Below are 16,403 nucleotides of genomic sequence, written 5' to 3'. Positions count from 1 at the left end.
GNCGCTGTAGCCGACCAGGGACGCGGCCCCCATGCACGCGCAGGCGGCCGCCACCACGGCGAGCGAGGCCGGCAGGGCGCGGCGCAGGACGTTGTTGAGGAAGCTCCCCTCCACCCGCGCGCGGTTGGGCTCGAGGCCCAAGATGAAGCCGGGCATGCCGATGCAGAAGAAGTTGATGAGCGTCATCTGGATCGGCTCGAAGGGGTACGGCGGAAAGACGATGCAGATGGCAGCGAGGACCATGGAGAACAGGGTCTTCGTGAGGAAGAACGCCGCCGAGCGCTGCAGGTTGTTGATGGAGCGCCGTCCCTCGGCCACGACGGCGGGCATGGAGGCGAAGTCGTTGTCCACGAGCACGATCTCCGCGACGTTTCGGGCCGCGTCCGACCCCGCCGCCATCGCGACCGAGCAGTCCGCCTCCTTCAAGGCGAGGACGTCGTTCACGCCGTCGCCCGTCATGGCGACCGTGTGCCCGCGGCGCTTGAGCGCGCGCACGAGCTCGCGCTTCTGCTGCGGGGTCACGCGACCGAAGACCCGGTAGCGGTCGACGGCGGCGTCGAGCTTGGCGGGGGTGTCGAGCGCCGTCGCGTCGAGGAATGCCTGCGCCTGGGGCACGCCGACCACGCGGGCGATCGAGGACACGGTGCGTGGGTCGTCTCCCGAGATCACGAAGAGGTCGACGCCCTGCTCCTTGAAGTAGCCGATGGTCTCCGGCGCCGAGGTGCGGATCTCGTCGCGGATGGTCACGAATCCGAGCGGCTCAGGAGCTCCGATGATGTCGTCATCGTCGGTGAAGCCGTCGACGCGGGCGACGACGAGGACGCGGCAGCTGTCAGCGAGCTCGGCCACCCGCCGCTCATGGCGGGCGAAGACCTCGGGGGTCAAGACGAACTGCGCGGCGCCCATGACGAACGACCCGGTCTCGAAGGTCGCCCCACTCCACTTCTTCGCCGATGAGAAGGCGACGACCCGCAGGGGCGCGGCGACGGCGACGCTCCCGCCCTCGTAGTGCTCGAGCAGGGCGCGGCCGGTCTCGTTCGCGTCGATCGCGGTGGCGCGGGCGATGTTCGCCAGCGCGAAGTCGAGTTCGGCGGCGGGGTCCCGCCCGTCACGACCCTCCCCGAGGGGGTGCGTGCCGGCGACCTGCATCCGCCCCGAGGTGATGGTCCCGGTCTTGTCGAGGCAGAGGACGTCGACGCGGGCCAGGGTCTCGATGCAGTAGAGCTGCTGGACGAGGACGTGGCGGCGCGCGAGGCGGACCGTGGCGATCGCCAGGACCGATGAGGTGAGGAGGACGAGCCCCTGGGGGATCATGCCGAGGAGCGCGCCGACGACCGAGAGGATCGAGGAGGATGGGATGTCTCCGGCGAGGATGCGCCCCCCGAACCAGCTGAGGAGCGTGGCGCCCTCGGCGGCGACGCCCGCCTTCACGAACTGCTCGTTCAGGCTCGCCCAGAGTAGGCCGATGCCGATGGGGATCATGAACACGCCGGCGAACTTCACGATCGCGTTCAGGGTACGCATGATCTCCGAGTTGACCTGCTTGACGTACTTGGCCTCGGCGTTGATCTTGGCGACGTAGTTGTCGGCGCCCACGTGCACGACGCGGGCGAGGACCGTGCCCGAATCGAGGAAGCTGCCGCTCATGAGCTCGGAGCCCGGCTCCTTGCGGATCAGGTTGCTCTCGCCGGTGAGCAGACCCTCGTTGACCTGCGCCGTGCCGTCGATGACAACGGCGTCGGCGGGGATCTGGTCGCCGCGGCCGAGGCGCACGACGTCGTCGAGGACGATCTGGTCGAGGTCGACCTCGACCTCGATACCGTCGCGCATGACGCGGGCCTGCTTGGTGGCGAGCAGGGTGAGCCGGTCGACCATGCGTTTCGAGCGCAGGGACTGGACGACGCCGATCCCCGTGTTCAGGAGGACGATGGCCAGGAAGGTGAGGTTCTTCCAAGAACCGGTGGTGATCACGAGCAGGGCGAGGACGGCGTTGATGAGGTTGAAGACCGTGCAGAGGTTCTCGATGACGAGCTCGCGCACCGACTTGGTCTTGAGCTCCATGTTGTAGTTCACGCGGCCCTGGGCGACGCGTTCCGCGACCTCGGCGGATGTGAGGCCGCGGGTGGGATCGGAGCGGGTGGTCCTAGCGCTCGCGGGGGCGGGTTCGGCGGGCGTGCGTTCAGTCATAGGCCATCCAAACGAATCCGGCAGATACGAAGAACCCGCCGGGCTTGAAGTCCAGCGGGATCGAAAAAGCGAGATGGTGCCCCGTCCGCATGTCTTCTCGAACCGAGATATGCGCTCTGGGCACCCTCGTGATGATCAGGATACCACGAGCGGCATAGCTCTACTACAGACTTCCCGCGTTAATTGCGCGCTGCAGCCCCTTGATCGCCGGTCCTCCAGCGTCGAGACGCCCATCGCAGATGCCGTTTCCATAGCGGCGGATGATCGCGTTGGCAGTGTCTGGGCCGATGATCCCATCTGCCGTCAGCCCGAGGTGCGCCTGCAGGGCGCGGATCACTGGTGACCCCGTGCCCGATCGGTCCCACTTCCAACCGGTCGTGCAACCGGAGAAGCGCTGGCAGTTGGGCTCCCACTGGCCCCACACCTCGCCGTCGGCCGGGGTGCCCAGCGCGCGCTGGAGCGCGGCGGTCGTGGCGCTAGCTCGCGTTACATGAGTAGAATCGGCAGGCGCGGATGATGAAGTCTCCGGGCATGCTCGCAGGCTCGCTCTCGTACTTGGCGAGCGTCTTAGGCGAGACTGCCAGCTTCGAAGCTGCCTCGGCTTGCTTGAGGCCCAGGCGCGTTCGCTCAGATGCTAGGTTCTTCATTGGTACTTCCTCCTATCTACTACGCATTTAGTTTGTACTTACGACCCTCATAGTAAGCTCCTTACTGGTACTTGTCAACATCCTTTCTGTACAATTACGCTAGATATTGGTACTATTCGTTCTATGAGACGTAAGCGGCTACGGATTATAAGGAGGGCGTGAGAAGTGCAGACGCGATTGAAAGAGGTACGCAAAGAGGCCGGATACAACCAGCAGCAGGCCTCGGAGCTTTTTGGTGTGTCCCTCGGCACCTATAGGAATTGGGAGCAGGGTCGCGTCGTGATGAACGGCGAGCAGCTAATCAGCGCAGCCGCCGCCTTTGGCTCGACGGTCGATTACATCCTCATGACTGACGTGGAGGTGCCCGAGGTGACTCAGCAGCAGGCAGAGCTTGATGCGATCTTCCAAAGGCTGCAGCCGTCGAGCCGTGCCGTCATCATCGACCTCGCACGGTCGCTCGAGGTCCACTTCGGCGATTAGCGATATAGGAGAGCTTGCGACGATGGGATACCGAAAAGTGCTCGCCTTTTACCTTGAGCAAAAGGGCGTATCTCCTGCCGAGCTCGCACACAGGATCGGCTCACCGCGATCCACGATCTCGGCGCTCCTCACCGGGAGGGCGAAAGAGCCGACCCTTGGAAAGGCGAAGGCGATAGCGGATGCGCTCGGGGTGCCGCTTGAGGAGATGGCGAGGAAAACCTACGAAGAGGAATGAACATGTAAAGTTTTTTGTACAAGGAAGCAAACGCGAAAAGGAGTAGACAGATGGCGTTTAAGGACATGATGAAGGACATGGCGAGCGCCGCCGTGTCACAGGCTCAGGGTGCGGTGCAGGACGCAATGGAGCGCGACTCTCAAGCTGTGAAGTCCGGAGCCGCGATGTCGGGCATGCTCGGCCACTACACGGAGATGTCGATCGAAGAGGCGCAGCGCGACTACGGCATGTACCTCATGCGCGGCGAATCTATCACACACTGCTTCGCACTCGTACGCGACAAGATGCTTTTCACTGACCGCAGAGTCATCTTCATCGACCACCAGGGCATGACAGGCACCAAGGCTGCGGTCGTATCCATCGACCTTCAGAGCATCGTCGACGTGCGCCTTGAGACGGGCGGTATTGGCTTCGATCACGCCGAGCTGTCGTTCGCCTACATCGTCAGCCCGTACTACAAGGTATACGGTGCGCAGGCTGTCACGAAGACGCTTGAGTTCCCCAAGGGCTTCGACGTCCAGGGGCTCTACTCATTGCTCGCCGAGCTCGCCTTCGAGAACGTGCGCCGCATCAACTCCTAAATAAAATCCCACGGGGTAACGGCGTTACAGCGCTACCCATGGGGCGGTCGGTGACCTCTGGAAGGAGGCAACTTCATATTATGCCAAAGACGGCGGTGATATACGCCCGCTTCTCATGCTCCAAGCAGCGCGAGGCATCCATCGAGGACCAGCTGCGCGTGTGCCGCCAGTGGTGCGCCCGGGAGGGCTACGGCGTCGTGGCTGAGTACTGCGACCACGCCCTATCAGGGCGCTCGGACGATAGGCCGGAGTTTCAGCGCATGATCGCCTCCGCCGGAGAGTCTGACATCGTGCTCGTGTACATGATGGACCGCTTCTCGCGGGACGAGTACGACGCTCCGATATACAAGCGGGCGCTGGCCCAGAGGGGCGTGCGGCTCGTCTCGGCGCTCGAGGCGATACCGGACAGCCCCGAGGGCATCATCTACGAGAAGCTGCTCGAAGGGCTTGCAGCGTGCGAGTCGCGCAAGACGTCGATCCGCACGAAGCGCGGCATGGAGGGCAACGCGCTCAAGTGCAAGACCAACGGGATAGAGATCTTCGGCTACAGGCGCAGCGAGGAGGACACGTACGAGATCGACCCCGACAAGGCGGCCCTCGTGCGCGAGGCCTTCCGCCGCAGGATCGCGCGGGAAACCGTGAATGCTATCGCCAGGGACTTCGCCCAGAGAGGCGTGCGGTCACGGCGCGGGAAGCCGTGCGGCTACACGATGATGTGCCGGATGCTCCACGACAGGCGCTACACGGGGCGCTACGAGTGGGGCGGGATCGTCAAGGAGGGCGGCATGCCCGCGATCATAGACGCGGCCACCTTCATGGAGGCCCAGGGAGTGAGGGGGGCAAAGGTGAGGGCTGACGAGAGATGGGGGGACTTCGCGCTCGCGGGGAGGGCGATATGCGCCGGATGCGGGCGCAACCTGCAGGGCGTGAGCGGGCGCGGGCGCAACGGCGTCAAGTACGAGTACTACCGCTGCAAGACCGGCGATGTCGCGACCGTGAGGCGCGACGAGCTCGAGGGGGCTGTCACATCGGCGCTACGCGACCTGCTCTCTGACCGCCAGGAGGCGCTCAGGATAGCCCATCTGGTCGCGGAGAGCGCCGACGGCACAGAGGTGGCCATGCGGCGGAAGCAGGCCGCAGACGCGCTCTCAGCCGCCGAGAGGGGCTTAGAGAACATCCTGGCTGCCATCGAGCAGGGCATCATCGCCCCCGGCACCAAGGAGCGCATAACCGAGCTCGAGGAGCAGAAGGCCCGCGCGGAGTACGACCTCGAAGCGATCAGGGACGAGGAGATCGACCCGGAGCGCTTCGCGGACTTCCTGCAGAGCGGCGCGGCCCTCGATGACGCCACGCTCCTCAAGACCTTCGTGTGGCAGGTCGTGGTGTCCGATGATGAGGTTGTCGCTATCCTGAATTACGACATCAAAAGCAACGAACCCGCCAGACTTGTAATCCAGCGGGTTCGCACAAAATCCGGATGGTGCCCCGTATAGGGTTCGAACCTACGGCCTTCTGCTCCGGAGGCAGACGCTCTAATCCACTGAGCTAACGGGGCGCATCGAACAAGCATTATACGCGAAACGCCTCGGCGCGCAACGAAAACTCACGATGGGGCCCAAGCGGTCAGGACGTCGGGGCAACTCGCGCGGACAGGTCGAAATTCGCCGATCCCGTGTCGGGCCTAGGGACCGGCGGCCCTCGCTCAGCGGAACCCGGTGCCCGCGCCGGCGACTCATCCCCACAAGGGTCCAATGGGTGCGAAAACCTCCTTTCGACCACGTTTTCAAGCAAATCGCCTCCGTGGGCGCCTCGAGATGACGTTTTGCTCCCATAACGTGCGCGCTGCCACGTCTCGGAACTCGACGCACCACTGCGATCGGGCCGGTTACTCGCAAGGCCCCGGAAACCAACTTTCGACTGCGGTTTCAGGCAAATCGCCTCCGGATGGACTTTGAGATGATGTTTTGCTCCCATAACGTGCACGCTTCGTCCTCCATTCCGCGCAGCAACGGGCTTCTGGGCTCAGCGCGCCGCTGCGTTCGGACCGGCACTGGGATCGGGCAGGTCGCTCACAAGGGCCCGGAAACCTACTCTTGACCGCCCTCACGGGCAGATCGCCTCTGAAAAGGCCTCCAGATGACGTTCTGCTCACATCACGCGCACGCCGTCGCCCTCTGGAGCCCGGCGCACCGGCGCAAACGGACCGATGACGCACAAGGGCTCGGAAACCTACTTCCGACCGTGCGTTCAAGCAAATCGCCTCCGGGACCGCTTCGAGATGACGTTTTGCCCCCACCGCAAGCACGCCGTCACGCCGACAAGAATCGGGAAACCGTAATCGGAGCGGAGATCGCGCAGAGGCGCACGCGGTCGCACTCCGGCCTCCGATGCGCGCAGCAGCTTGGGCGCCGTGATCGGGCTAGTGGCACACAAGGGCCCGGAAACCTACTCTCGACCGCCCTCACGGGCAGATCGCCTCTGAAGGGGTCTACAGATGACGTTTTGCTTCCACTGCGCGCGCCCGTACACGCATGTGCTCGCAGCCGCGTCCTGGCGCCCGGTGCATGCCGCGGCATGGGCGGTGTCGATCGGGTTCTGAGGATCGGGCCACGCGGCGGTCATCAAATGGAAACACGGGCCGGGGTCCGCTCACCCGATGGTTTACACTCACATCCACGTGAACGACGCCGCAGCGCAGGAACCGGAGGCCGCAGATGATCGCCATTTTGAAGAAGGACGCCCCCGATCAGGCCGTCTCGCATCTAAGGAGCTGGATCGAGGGGAAGGGCCTCACCACGCACCTCTCCCGTGGCGAGAACGAGATCGTCATCGGCCTGGTGGGCGACACCACGAAGATCGACCCGTTCCTGCTCGAGTCGATGGACATCGTCGAGCGCGTCCAGCGGGTGTCCGAGCCGTTCAAGAAGGCGAACCGGAAGTTCCACCCCGCGGACACGGTCGTGGACTGCGGTCACGGGGTCAAGATCGGCGGCGGTCACTTCCAGGTCATCGCCGGCCCCTGCTCGGTCGAGGGCGAGAACCTGATCCGCATCGCCCGACGCGTGAAGGCGGCCGGTGCCACGATGCTGCGCGGCGGAGCCTACAAGCCCCGCACGAGCCCCTACGCCTACCAGGGCATGGGCGAGCGCGGCCTCGACCTGCTGCGCGAGGCGGGTGACGAACTCGGCATGCCCATCGTGACCGAGCTCATGGACCCGCGCGACCTCCCGCGCTTTCTCGACCGCAAGATCGACGTCCTGCAGATCGGCGCCCGCAACGCCCAGAACTTCCCGCTCCTGAAGGAGGTCGGCCGGACCTCCGTCCCCGTCCTGCTCAAGCGCGGCATGTCGGGCACCGTGGACGAGCTGCTGATGGCCGCCGAGTACATCATGAGCGAGGGCAACCCCAACGTCATCCTCTGCGAGCGCGGCATCCGCACCTACGAGACGCGCACGCGCAACACCTTCGACCTGAACGCCGTACCGGTGATCCACCATCTCTCCCACCTGCCCGTCGTGACCGATCCGAGCCATGCGACCGGCTACACGCGCTACGTGGGGCCCATGGCCCTCGCCGCCACGGCCGCCGGCGCGGACGGCCTCGAGATCGAGGTCCACGACGATCCGAGCCACGCCTGGTCGGACGGTGCGCAGGCCCTCACCCCCGACATGTTCGACGACGTGATGGACCGCATCCGCCAGATCCGCGCCGCCATCACCGCGCCTGTGGACTGACAGGGTCGCCATGAGCTCCCCCGCATCCGCGCAAACCGTCGGCATCCTCGGCCTCGGCCTCATCGGCGGCAGCTTCGCCCGCGCCTACCGGACGGCGGGATGGCGCGTCCTCGCCGCCGATACGGACCCCGATACGCTCGCCGCCGCCCAGGTGGACACCGTCTCAGGCCACCTCGATCGCGACACCGCCCCCACATGCGATCTCATCATCCTCGCCGCCTACCCCGCGGCTTGCCTCGCGTGGCTGCGCGAGCACGCGGACGCCATCGGGAGCAGACCCGTCGTGATCGACACGGCCGGCGTGAAGCGCGCCGTGTGCCGGGAGGCGTTCGCCCTCGCCCGCGAGTACGCCTTCGCCTTCTGCGGAGCCCATCCGATGGCCGGCGCCGAGCACGCGGGCTTCGCCTGGTCGCGCGCCGACCTCTTTCGCGGCGCGCCGATGGTCCTCGTGCCGCCGGCGCTTGACGACGCCGCCCGGCTCGACCTCCTCGATCGCGTGCACACCCTGCTCGCGCCCGCGGGCTTCGGATCCTTCTCCGTCACCACGCCCGAGGAGCACGACCACGTCATCGCCTATACGAGCCAGCTCGCCCATGTGGTCTCGAACGCCTATGTGAAGAGCCCTACGGCCGCCGAGCACCACGGCTTCTCGGCGGGGAGCTACCGCGACCTCACCCGCGTTGCCCAGCTCAGCCCCGGTATGTGGTCGGAGCTCATGATGGACGACGCCGACGAGCTCAGCCGCGAGCTCGGCCTCATCATCGACGCGCTCGCCGCCTACCGCGCGACCCTCGACGCCAGGGACACCGATGGGCTTCGCGAGCTGCTCGCCGAGGGGGACCGCATCAAGCGAAGGCTCGACGGGGCGGGCCGCCCGAAGAGCGGCCGCTAGGACAAGGAGACGCCATGCAGGATATCAACGTGCGCACACCCTCCGGGACCTACGACGCCCGCATCGGCCATGGCCTGCTCGCAAGCGTGGGGCCGCGCACCCGCGCTGCGGCGGGCGGGCACCATGCCTTCATCGTGACCGATGAGAACGTGGGCCCGCTATACGCAGAGGCCGTCGCGACCTCGCTCGCGAACGCCGGCTACGACGTCTCCGAGCGCGTGCTCCCCGCCGGCGAGGGCACGAAGAGCATGGGTCAGCTCGCAAGCCTCCTCGAGGCCATGGCGGAGGCGGGGCTCACCCGCGATGACGTCATCGTGGCCCTCGGCGGGGGCGTCATCGGCGATCTCGCCGGCTTCGCCGCGGCTGTCTACATGCGCGGCTGCCCCTACGTGCAGGTCCCGACCTCCCTGCTCGCGATGGTCGACTCGTCGGTGGGCGGTAAGACCGCCGTGGACCTCGCCGCCGGCAAGAACCTCGCCGGGGCCTTCTGGCAGCCGCGCGCCGTCATCGCAGACATCGCGTGCCTTGAAACGGTTCCGCGGGAGCGGTTCATCGATAGCGTGGGCGAGGTCATCAAGTACGGCGTCATGTGCGACCCCGAGCTCTTCTCCGCCCTTGAGCGCGAGCCGCTCATCCCGGACGCGGAGGGGCGCGGGCGCATCGAGGAGGTCGTGAGCCGCTGCATCGCCATCAAGCGCGATGTGGTCGCAGCGGACGAGCGCGAGGGCGGGATCCGCCAGACGCTGAACCTCGGGCACACCGTCGGTCATGCGATCGAGGCCGCGAGTGGCTTTACGCTGGGTCACGGGTCAAGTGTGGCCGCGGGCCTCTGCTTCATCGCGCGCGCATCGGCGCGGATGGGGCTCTGCCCGGAAGAGGATTCCCGCCGCATCGTGGACACCGTCGCCGCGCACACCCTCCCCACCACGAGCAACATCCCCACCGACACCCTCTTCGAGCACGCGCTCTCGGACAAGAAGCGCCACGGGGACACCGTCAACGCCGTCCTCGTCCGCGGGATCGGCGCGGTGGAGATCCGGCCGCTCAGCCTCGATGAGCTCCGGGAGGTCATCGAGATCGGACGGTGAGGGGCAGCGGCCCGGTCTTTCTGGATGCACGGCGGGGCGGGCGGCGCATCCTTCCCCGGTCCGCTTAAGCCCTCGCCCCCGCGCCGTCTCTGCAGAACGTCCTCAACCGTCGTCCGGCGCCCCCGGTGTCCGGACGGCCGAGTATAATGCTCGAAACGCAGCTCAAACGCCACCCGAGGAGGGCCCATGATTGCCACCATCACGCCCACACCGCTCACGGGCACCGTGCCCGCCATCGCTTCCAAATCCATGGCGCACCGGCTCATCATCGCCGCCGCGCTCGCGAACGGCGAGACCCACGTCATCTGCAATACCACCTGCGACGACATCGAGGCCACCATCCGCTGCCTCACGGCGCTCGGCGCCCGCATCGAGGCGGCCCCTGACGGCTACACGGTCCATCCGGTCCCCAAAAGCACCTCGTTCGGCCTGCTGCGCGCCCTCGCCGGCGCGGAGCTCGATTGCGGCGAGTCCGGGTCCACCTTGCGCTTCATGCTGCCGGTTGCCTGCGCCCTCGGTGCCGAGGCCCGCTTCACCGGGCGCGGACGCCTGGGCGAGCGGCCCCTCGAGCCCCTCGCGAGCGAGCTCGAGCGCGCGGGGTGCGAGCTCGAGGGCCTGGGCAGCCTGCCGCTCACCGCCCACGGGCGCCTGCGCCCGGGTCGGTTCGAGCTCCCCGGGAACGTGAGCTCCCAGTACATCACCGGCCTCATGCTCGCCGCGCCCCTGCTCGATGGGGCGAGCGAGATCCTCGTGCACGGCCGCATCGAGAGCAGGCCGTATGTGAACCTCACGGTCCAGGCCCTCGCGTCTTTCGGCGTCAAGGTCGAGGAGGAGCGCGGTGAGCTCGACGGGGAGGAGGCCACCCTCTTCCGCATCGGCGGCCTGTACCGCACCAGCGGCGAGGTCACCGTCGAGGGTGACTGGTCGAACGCGGCCTTCTGGCTCTGCGCCGGAGCCATGGGCGAGCATCGCATCACGGTCGAGGGCGTCTCCCCCACCTCGTTCCAGGGCGATCGCACCGTGCTCGCGGTCCTGTCGCGCTTCGGGGCCCGCGTCGGACGCGCCACCGCGTTCGCCACGGTCCAACCCGACCGCCTCCGCGCCTTCGACATGAGCGCCCGCGACATCCCCGACCTCGTCCCCGTCATCACCGCGGTGGCGAGCGTGGCCGCGGGCACCATGCGCATCTCCGACTGCGGGCGGCTCCGCCTGAAGGAGTCCGACCGCCTCAAGACCGTCGCTCGGGGACTCACGAACCTCGGGGCCAAGATCGAGGTGCGCCGAGACGACCTGCTCATCGAGGGCGTCGAGGAGCTCGGCGCCGGCGCCGTGGACGCAGCCGGCNGCGGTTCACCTACTTCGGCAGCTACCAGGAGGTCATCTGATGGGCGGGCGGGGTTCGTCGTCGTTTGGCGCGCGCCCGCACGGGCGGGGGGCCGCTGCGGGGTCGGGTGCACCCGGTGCCCGGCCCTACGGCGTGCTCGGGCGCGTGCTCGGCCACAGCTACACCCCCGCCATCTACCGTGAGCTTGCCGACATGGACTACCGGCGCTTCGAGGTCGAGCCCGAGGACCTCGCCGGCTTCCTCGCCGGCGACGCCTGGGAGGGCGTGAACGTCACGATCCCGTACAAGCGGGCGGTCCTCCCCCACCTCTCCGAGTTGAGCGAGGCCGCGCAGCGCCTGGGAAACGTGAACACTATCACCCGCCTGCCCGATGGTGGCCTGCGCGGCGACAACACGGATTACGCGGGGTTCCGCGCGCTCGTGGCGTCGCTCGGCATCGATGTCGCTGGGATGCGCGCGCTCGTGCTCGGACACGGCGGTGCGGGGAGCACCTGCGCCGCGGTCCTCGCCGATCTCGGCGCCGAGGTGAGCTTCATGGGGCGCCGGGCGGACCCTGACGACCCCGGCTCCCTCACCTACGATGAGCTCCCCACCGCGGGCCCCCGGTTCGATCTCCTCGTGAACGCCACGCCGGTGGGCATGAGCCCCAACTGCCCAGCGAGCCCCTGCTCCCTTGACGACCTGCCGAACCTCAAAGCCGTCGCCGACATCGTCTACAACCCGGCGCTCACCGACCTTCTGATGCAGGCGGAGAGGCGCGGCCTCCCCCATGTGGGCGGCCTCCTCATGCTCGTGGCCCAAGCCGCCGAGGCGATCGAGGTCTACACGGGACGGGCGGTCGATGACGCTGCGGTGGCCGGCCTCACGCGGCGCCTGTCTGCCACCGAGCAGAACATCGCCCTGATCGGTATGCCGGGGGCCGGTAAGACCCATGTGGGTCGCGCGCTCGCGGGCATCCTCGGGCGCCCGCACGTGGATGTCGACGAGGAGCTGGAGCGCGAGCTCGGCATGGGCTGCGCCGCCTACCTCGAGCGCCATGGCGAGGACGCCTTCCGCGCGGCCGAGTCGCAGGTCCTCGCGCGGGTGGCCGCCGCCTCGCACCAGGTGATCTCCTGCGGGGGAGGTGTGGTGGTGCGCGCTGGGAACTACGGCCTCCTGCACCAGAACAGCCTGATCGCCCTCATCGACCGGCCCCTCGAGGAACTGAGCTGCCACGGACGGCCCCTCTCCCTCCGCGACGGCGTGGAGCGCATCGCCCGCGAGCGGGCACCGCGCTACCGCGCCTGGGCCGACCTCACCGTGTCGTCCACGGACAGCGCGCGCCACACGGCACAGGCGCTCGCAGTCCAGCTGCCCGAGATGCTCTAGCCCCGCACGGTCGTCGATCGAACGCCAGTGGAATGCGGTGCGATCGGGCGGCTCGGGCCTCTCAGAGATGCGTATGCCGGGCCGGCGCAGCGGGGCGTGCGGGAATCGAGATGAAGCGCGGCCTCGACCTTCCGCGGCCGCTGACCTGAAAGGAACGGATATGAAGGCGCTTGTCCTCAACGGGCCCAACATCAACCTGCTCGGCTTGCGCGAGCCCCAGATCTACGGAAGCGCAACCTACGAGGATCTCACGACCCTCTGCGAGCGCGCTGGCGCCGAGGTCGGCTTCAGCGAGGTGACATGCTTCCAATCGAACCACGAGGGCTCGCTCGTGGACCGCATCCAGGAGGCGCACGGCGCTGTCGACGGCATCGTGATCAACCCGGCTGCCTACACCCACACGAGCATCGCCATCCTCGATGCCCTGAAGGCCGTGGGGCTCCCCGCCGTCGAGGTCCATATCAGCGATGTGGACGCACGGGAGGACTTCCGCCAGGTGTCCTACGCCGGTCGCGCCTGCTTCGCGCGGGTGGCCGGCGAGGGTATCGAGGGCTACCGGCATGCGCTTGAGCTGCTGGCGGAGCGCCTAAGGTAGAGACCCGAACCGCCCTGGGCCGGGACGATTGAGGGCAATGCGCCCGTGGGGATCTCCAAGGGACGAACTCGCCTGCGACGCACCCAAGAAAACGCGTATGGGGCTCATCGCTCCATCGCGACCCATGGAGCAGAGATTCTCCTTAAAGCCGCCCCGCCTCGCGGAGCAGCTGCTCGGCATGGGCGAGCGAGACCTCGGAATCGTCGCCCGAGAGCATGCGCGCGATCTCACGCACCCGCTCGGCCCCTGACACCTCGACGAGGGAGGTCACGGGGAGTTCATCGTCCGATTTGCTCACCACGTACTGGCGCTCGGCGAGGACCGCCACCTGGGCGACGTGCGTGACAACGATGACCTGGTGCGTGCGCGAGAGGTCGGCGAGGACCTGGGCGAGGGCGCGGGCCACCGATCCGCCCACCCCGGCGTCCACCTCATCGAAGACGAGGGTGTCGACCCCGTCCGCCTCGCCCAGGACCACCTTCGCGGCGAGCATCACCCGCGAGAGCTCACCGCCCGAGGCTATGCGCCTGAGCGGACGCGGCGTGAGGCCNACCTCGCCACGGGTGAAGGCGCGCCCCTCACCGTGCGCGGGCGCCACGACCCCTGCATCGTCCCGCGCGCCGTCCCCGTCATGGAGGCCGTCTGCGCCCTCGCCCTGCTCGACGCCCTCATCGAGGACAACCGGCTCACGATGCCCGCACCCCGCCCCGATCTCACGTCAGAAAGCAGGTAGGAGATGGACCTCCCCGAGATACGCCGCCGCATCGACGGTATCGACGCCGAGCTTCTGCGGCTCTTCAACGAGCGTCTCGATCTCGCCGCCGAGGTGGCCGCAGCGAAGCGCGGGACGGGCAAGGCCGTCTTCGACCCGGCCCGCGAGCGCGAGAAGCTCCACCGCGTGGCCGAGCTGGTCGGCGAGAACCGCGAGGCGCCCGCCATCGCCCTCATGAGCCTGCTCATGAGCATGAACCGCGCGGAGCAGCAGCGCATACTCGCCCAGGGCTCCGAGCACGCGGTCACTGCGGCGCTCAAACGGGCCCTCCTGCCCGCCGACGCCCATTTCCCCGCCACGGCGACGGTGGCCTGCCAGGGCACCGAGGGTTCGTTCAGCCAGCATGCGGCCACCAGGCTGTTCCGCGCTCCCGCGATCACCTACCTCACCAGCTTCGAGGGCGTGTTCCGCGCGGTGGCCGGGGGGCTTTGCACCTACGGTGTCCTGCCGATCGAGAACTCCACTGCCGGGTCTGTGAACGCCGTCTACGACCTGCTGGGAAGCTACGGCTTTTCGATCGTACGGAGCCTCCGCCTCAAGGTGGAGCACAGCCTGCTCNCTCGAGCGCGCGGGGTGCGAGCTCGAGGGCCTGGGCAGCCTGCCGCTCACCGCCCACGGGCGCCTGCGCCCGGGTCGGTTCGAGCTCCCCGGGAACGTGAGCTCCCAGTACATCACCGGCCTCATGCTCGCCGCGCCCCTGCTCGATGGGGCGAGCGAGATCCTCGTGCACGGCCGCATCGAGAGCAGGCCGTATGTGAACCTCACGGTCCAGGCCCTCGCGTCTTTCGGCGTCAAGGTCGAGGAGGAGCGCGGTGAGCTCGACGGGGAGGAGGCCACCCTCTTCCGCATCGGCGGCCTGTACCGCACCAGCGGCGAGGTCACCGTCGAGGGTGACTGGTCGAACGCGGCCTTCTGGCTCTGCGCCGGAGCCATGGGCGAGCATCGCATCACGGTCGAGGGCGTCTCCCCCACCTCGTTCCAGGGCGATCGCACCGTGCTCGCGGTCCTGTCGCGCTTCGGGGCCCGCGTCGGACGCGCCACCGCGTTCGCCACGGTCCAACCCGACCGCCTCCGCGCCTTCGACATGAGCGCCCGCGACATCCCCGACCTCGTCCCCGTCATCACCGCGGTGGCGAGCGTGGCCGCGGGCACCATGCGCATCTCCGACTGCGGGCGGCTCCGCCTGAAGGAGTCCGACCGCCTCAAGACCGTCGCTCGGGGACTCACGAACCTCGGGGCCAAGATCGAGGTGCGCCGAGACGACCTGCTCATCGAGGGCGTCGAGGAGCTCGGCGCCGGCGCCGTGGACGCAGCCGGCGATCACCGTATCGCCATGATGGCCGCGGTGGCGGCGACACGAGCCACGGGCCCCGTGCGCATCGAGGGCGCTGAGGCAGTTGCCAAGTCCTACCCCGCCTTCTTCGACCACTACCGCCTGCTCGGCGGCGAGGTCGAGCTCAGCGACTAGGAGGTCCCATGTCATCCTTCACCGACGGCGCGCTTAAGCTTTCGATCTTCGGCCAGTCGCACTCCGCTGCCATCGGCTGCTCGCTCGACGGCCTGCCCGCGGGTTTCGCGATCGACCTGTCCGAGCTCCAGACCTTCATGGAGCGACGGGCACCCGGCAGGCGCGAGACCTCGACCCCGCGCTCCGAGGCGGACGCGGTCGAGGTCATCGGAGGCATCGCCGACGGCCGCACCTGCGGGGCGCCCTTCGCCGCGATCATCCGAAACACCAACACGCGCTCGCGCGACTACGCCGAGCTGAGGCGCCACCCGCGCCCGGGCCACGCCGACTTCACCGCCCATGAGCGCTACGGTAACTGGCACGATGTCGCCGGCGGGGGGCATTTCTCGGGGCGCCTGACCGCGCCGCTCTGCGCCGTCGGCGGCGTGGCGCTCCAGATCCTCGCCACCCAGGGCGTGCGGATCGCCGCGCACATCCGCACGCTCGGTCCCGCAGGCGCGGTCGTCGAGGACGCCCCGCTGGCCCCCGCGACCCCGGGTCCCATCGCGACCGTGGCTCCCGCCGCGGTCTTAGCGGAGCTCTCCCGCACCGAGCAACAGACCGGCATCGCCATGGTCTCGCACGAGGCGGCCGAGGAGGCCGTGCGCCGTATCCTCGAGGCGGCCGATGAGCTCGATTCCATCGGAGGGGTCATCGAGTGCGCGTGCTGGGGGATGCCCGCAGGCGTGGGCGATCCCATGTTCAGCGGCATCGAGAACCGCATCGCCCGGCTCGCGTTCGGGGTGCCCGCCGTCAAGGGCGTGGAATTCGGTGCGGGCTTCGGCGCCGCCGCCATGCGCGGAAGCGAGCACAACGACCCCTTCGCACCCGGGGAGGAGGGGCCCGTCCCCTACACGAACAACGCAGGCGGCATTCTCGGCGGCATCACCACGGGGGCTCCCATCGTCTGGCGGGCCGCCGTCAAGCCCACGGCCTCGATCGGCCTCTCGCAGCACACCGTCGACCTCGCCA

Annotated in this window: 14 protein-coding genes, 1 tRNA gene and 4 pseudogenes; 14 read left to right on the top strand and 5 right to left on the bottom strand. The window is 68.0% G+C overall.

Features of this window, described 5'->3' with window-relative positions:
- Positions 1-9 precede the first annotated feature (9 nt).
- From CAP13_RS03950 to CAP13_RS09655, 3 genes and pseudogenes are all read right to left on the bottom strand, one after another.
- Positions 10-2,187: pseudogene (locus tag CAP13_RS03950) on the bottom strand (HAD-IC family P-type ATPase); the annotation flags it as partial.
- Positions 2,188-2,350: 163 nt separating this feature from the next.
- The gene (locus CAP13_RS09660; protein ID WP_143764880.1) at positions 2,351-2,611 is read right to left on the bottom strand and encodes a peptidoglycan-binding domain-containing protein; all 261 of its coding nucleotides are present in this window, start codon (positions 2,609-2,611) and stop codon (positions 2,351-2,353) included.
- A 52-nt stretch (positions 2,612-2,663) separates the two neighbouring features.
- Positions 2,664-2,834 carry a helix-turn-helix domain-containing protein gene (locus CAP13_RS09655; RefSeq protein ID WP_143764879.1) on the bottom strand — a complete coding sequence of 57 codons (171 nt, stop codon included), beginning with the start codon at positions 2,832-2,834 and terminating at the stop codon, positions 2,664-2,666.
- A gap of 165 nt (positions 2,835-2,999) precedes the next feature.
- On the opposite strand from CAP13_RS09655, the gene CAP13_RS03945 reads away from it, so the two are divergent.
- The 4 genes from CAP13_RS03945 (at position 3,000) to CAP13_RS03930 (ending at position 5,623) form a co-directional block, all read left to right on the top strand.
- Positions 3,000-3,314 (top strand): helix-turn-helix transcriptional regulator, encoded by a 315-nt coding sequence (locus tag CAP13_RS03945; RefSeq protein ID WP_085830318.1) that lies wholly within the window; start codon positions 3,000-3,002, stop codon positions 3,312-3,314.
- 22 nt (positions 3,315-3,336) lie between these two features.
- Positions 3,337-3,549 (top strand): helix-turn-helix domain-containing protein, encoded by a 213-nt coding sequence (locus tag CAP13_RS03940; protein WP_179184924.1) that lies wholly within the window; start codon positions 3,337-3,339, stop codon positions 3,547-3,549.
- A gap of 50 nt (positions 3,550-3,599) precedes the next feature.
- Positions 3,600-4,130, top strand: a complete 531-nt coding sequence (locus tag CAP13_RS03935) for a PH domain-containing protein (protein WP_218775298.1) — start codon at positions 3,600-3,602, stop codon at positions 4,128-4,130.
- Positions 4,131-4,210: 80 nt separating this feature from the next.
- On the top strand, positions 4,211-5,623 hold the full coding sequence (locus CAP13_RS03930; protein WP_179184923.1) for a recombinase family protein: 1,413 nt from the start codon (positions 4,211-4,213) through the stop codon (positions 5,621-5,623).
- On the opposite strand, the gene CAP13_RS03925 is transcribed toward CAP13_RS03930, so the two are convergent.
- Positions 5,609-5,685: transfer RNA gene (locus CAP13_RS03925), tRNA-Arg, on the bottom strand. The two genes, CAP13_RS03930 and CAP13_RS03925, sit on opposite strands and share 15 nt — an antisense overlap.
- 1,159 nt (positions 5,686-6,844) lie before the next feature.
- On the opposite strand from CAP13_RS03925, the gene aroF reads away from it, so the two are divergent.
- The 6 genes from aroF (at position 6,845) to aroQ (ending at position 13,152) form a co-directional block, all read left to right on the top strand.
- Positions 6,845-7,864, top strand: a complete 1,020-nt coding sequence (gene aroF / locus CAP13_RS03920; RefSeq protein ID WP_085830315.1) for a 3-deoxy-7-phosphoheptulonate synthase — start codon at positions 6,845-6,847, stop codon at positions 7,862-7,864.
- Positions 7,865-7,874: 10 nt separating this feature from the next.
- Positions 7,875-8,756, top strand: a complete 882-nt coding sequence (locus CAP13_RS03915; RefSeq protein WP_085830314.1) for a prephenate dehydrogenase — start codon at positions 7,875-7,877, stop codon at positions 8,754-8,756.
- A gap of 14 nt (positions 8,757-8,770) precedes the next feature.
- On the top strand, positions 8,771-9,844 hold the full coding sequence (gene aroB / locus CAP13_RS03910; RefSeq protein WP_085830313.1) for a 3-dehydroquinate synthase: 1,074 nt from the start codon (positions 8,771-8,773) through the stop codon (positions 9,842-9,844).
- Positions 9,845-10,030: 186 nt separating this feature from the next.
- Positions 10,031-11,371 carry a 3-phosphoshikimate 1-carboxyvinyltransferase gene (aroA, locus tag CAP13_RS03905; RefSeq protein WP_085830312.1) on the top strand — a complete coding sequence of 447 codons (1,341 nt, stop codon included), beginning with the start codon at positions 10,031-10,033 and terminating at the stop codon, positions 11,369-11,371.
- Positions 11,334-12,557 carry a shikimate kinase gene (locus CAP13_RS03900; protein ID WP_218775320.1) on the top strand — a complete coding sequence of 408 codons (1,224 nt, stop codon included), beginning with the start codon at positions 11,334-11,336 and terminating at the stop codon, positions 12,555-12,557. Before aroA ends, CAP13_RS03900 begins: the two co-directional genes overlap by 38 nt.
- 160 nt (positions 12,558-12,717) lie before the next feature.
- The gene (aroQ, locus tag CAP13_RS03895; protein ID WP_085830310.1) at positions 12,718-13,152 is read left to right on the top strand and encodes a type II 3-dehydroquinate dehydratase; all 435 of its coding nucleotides are present in this window, start codon (positions 12,718-12,720) and stop codon (positions 13,150-13,152) included.
- Between the two features lie 142 nt (positions 13,153-13,294).
- Here the strand turns inward: aroQ and CAP13_RS09545 are convergent.
- Positions 13,295-13,714: pseudogene (locus CAP13_RS09545) on the bottom strand (DNA repair protein RecN); the annotation flags it as partial.
- Positions 13,715-13,723: 9 nt separating this feature from the next.
- Here CAP13_RS09545 and CAP13_RS09540 point away from each other — a divergent pair.
- The 4 genes and pseudogenes from CAP13_RS09540 to aroC form a co-directional block, all read left to right on the top strand.
- A pseudogene (locus tag CAP13_RS09540) lies at positions 13,724-13,885 on the top strand (chorismate synthase); the annotation flags it as partial.
- Positions 13,886-13,888: 3 nt separating this feature from the next.
- Positions 13,889-14,431: pseudogene (locus CAP13_RS03880) on the top strand (chorismate mutase); the annotation flags it as partial.
- A gap of 82 nt (positions 14,432-14,513) precedes the next feature.
- Positions 14,514-15,392 carry a 3-phosphoshikimate 1-carboxyvinyltransferase gene (locus CAP13_RS09870; RefSeq protein ID WP_179184968.1) on the top strand — a complete coding sequence of 293 codons (879 nt, stop codon included), beginning with the start codon at positions 14,514-14,516 and terminating at the stop codon, positions 15,390-15,392.
- A gap of 8 nt (positions 15,393-15,400) precedes the next feature.
- A partial coding sequence (gene aroC, locus CAP13_RS03870; RefSeq protein WP_085830305.1) for a chorismate synthase occupies positions 15,401-16,403 on the top strand: 1,003 nt, incomplete at its 3' end.

The organism is Collinsella vaginalis (genome assembly GCF_900176655.1).
In the GTDB taxonomy this organism is placed as follows: Bacteria; Actinomycetota; Coriobacteriia; order Coriobacteriales; family Coriobacteriaceae; genus Collinsella; species Collinsella vaginalis.
Note: the sequence above shows the minus strand (reverse complement) of the source record. Positions and strands in the feature narration are given on the sequence as shown.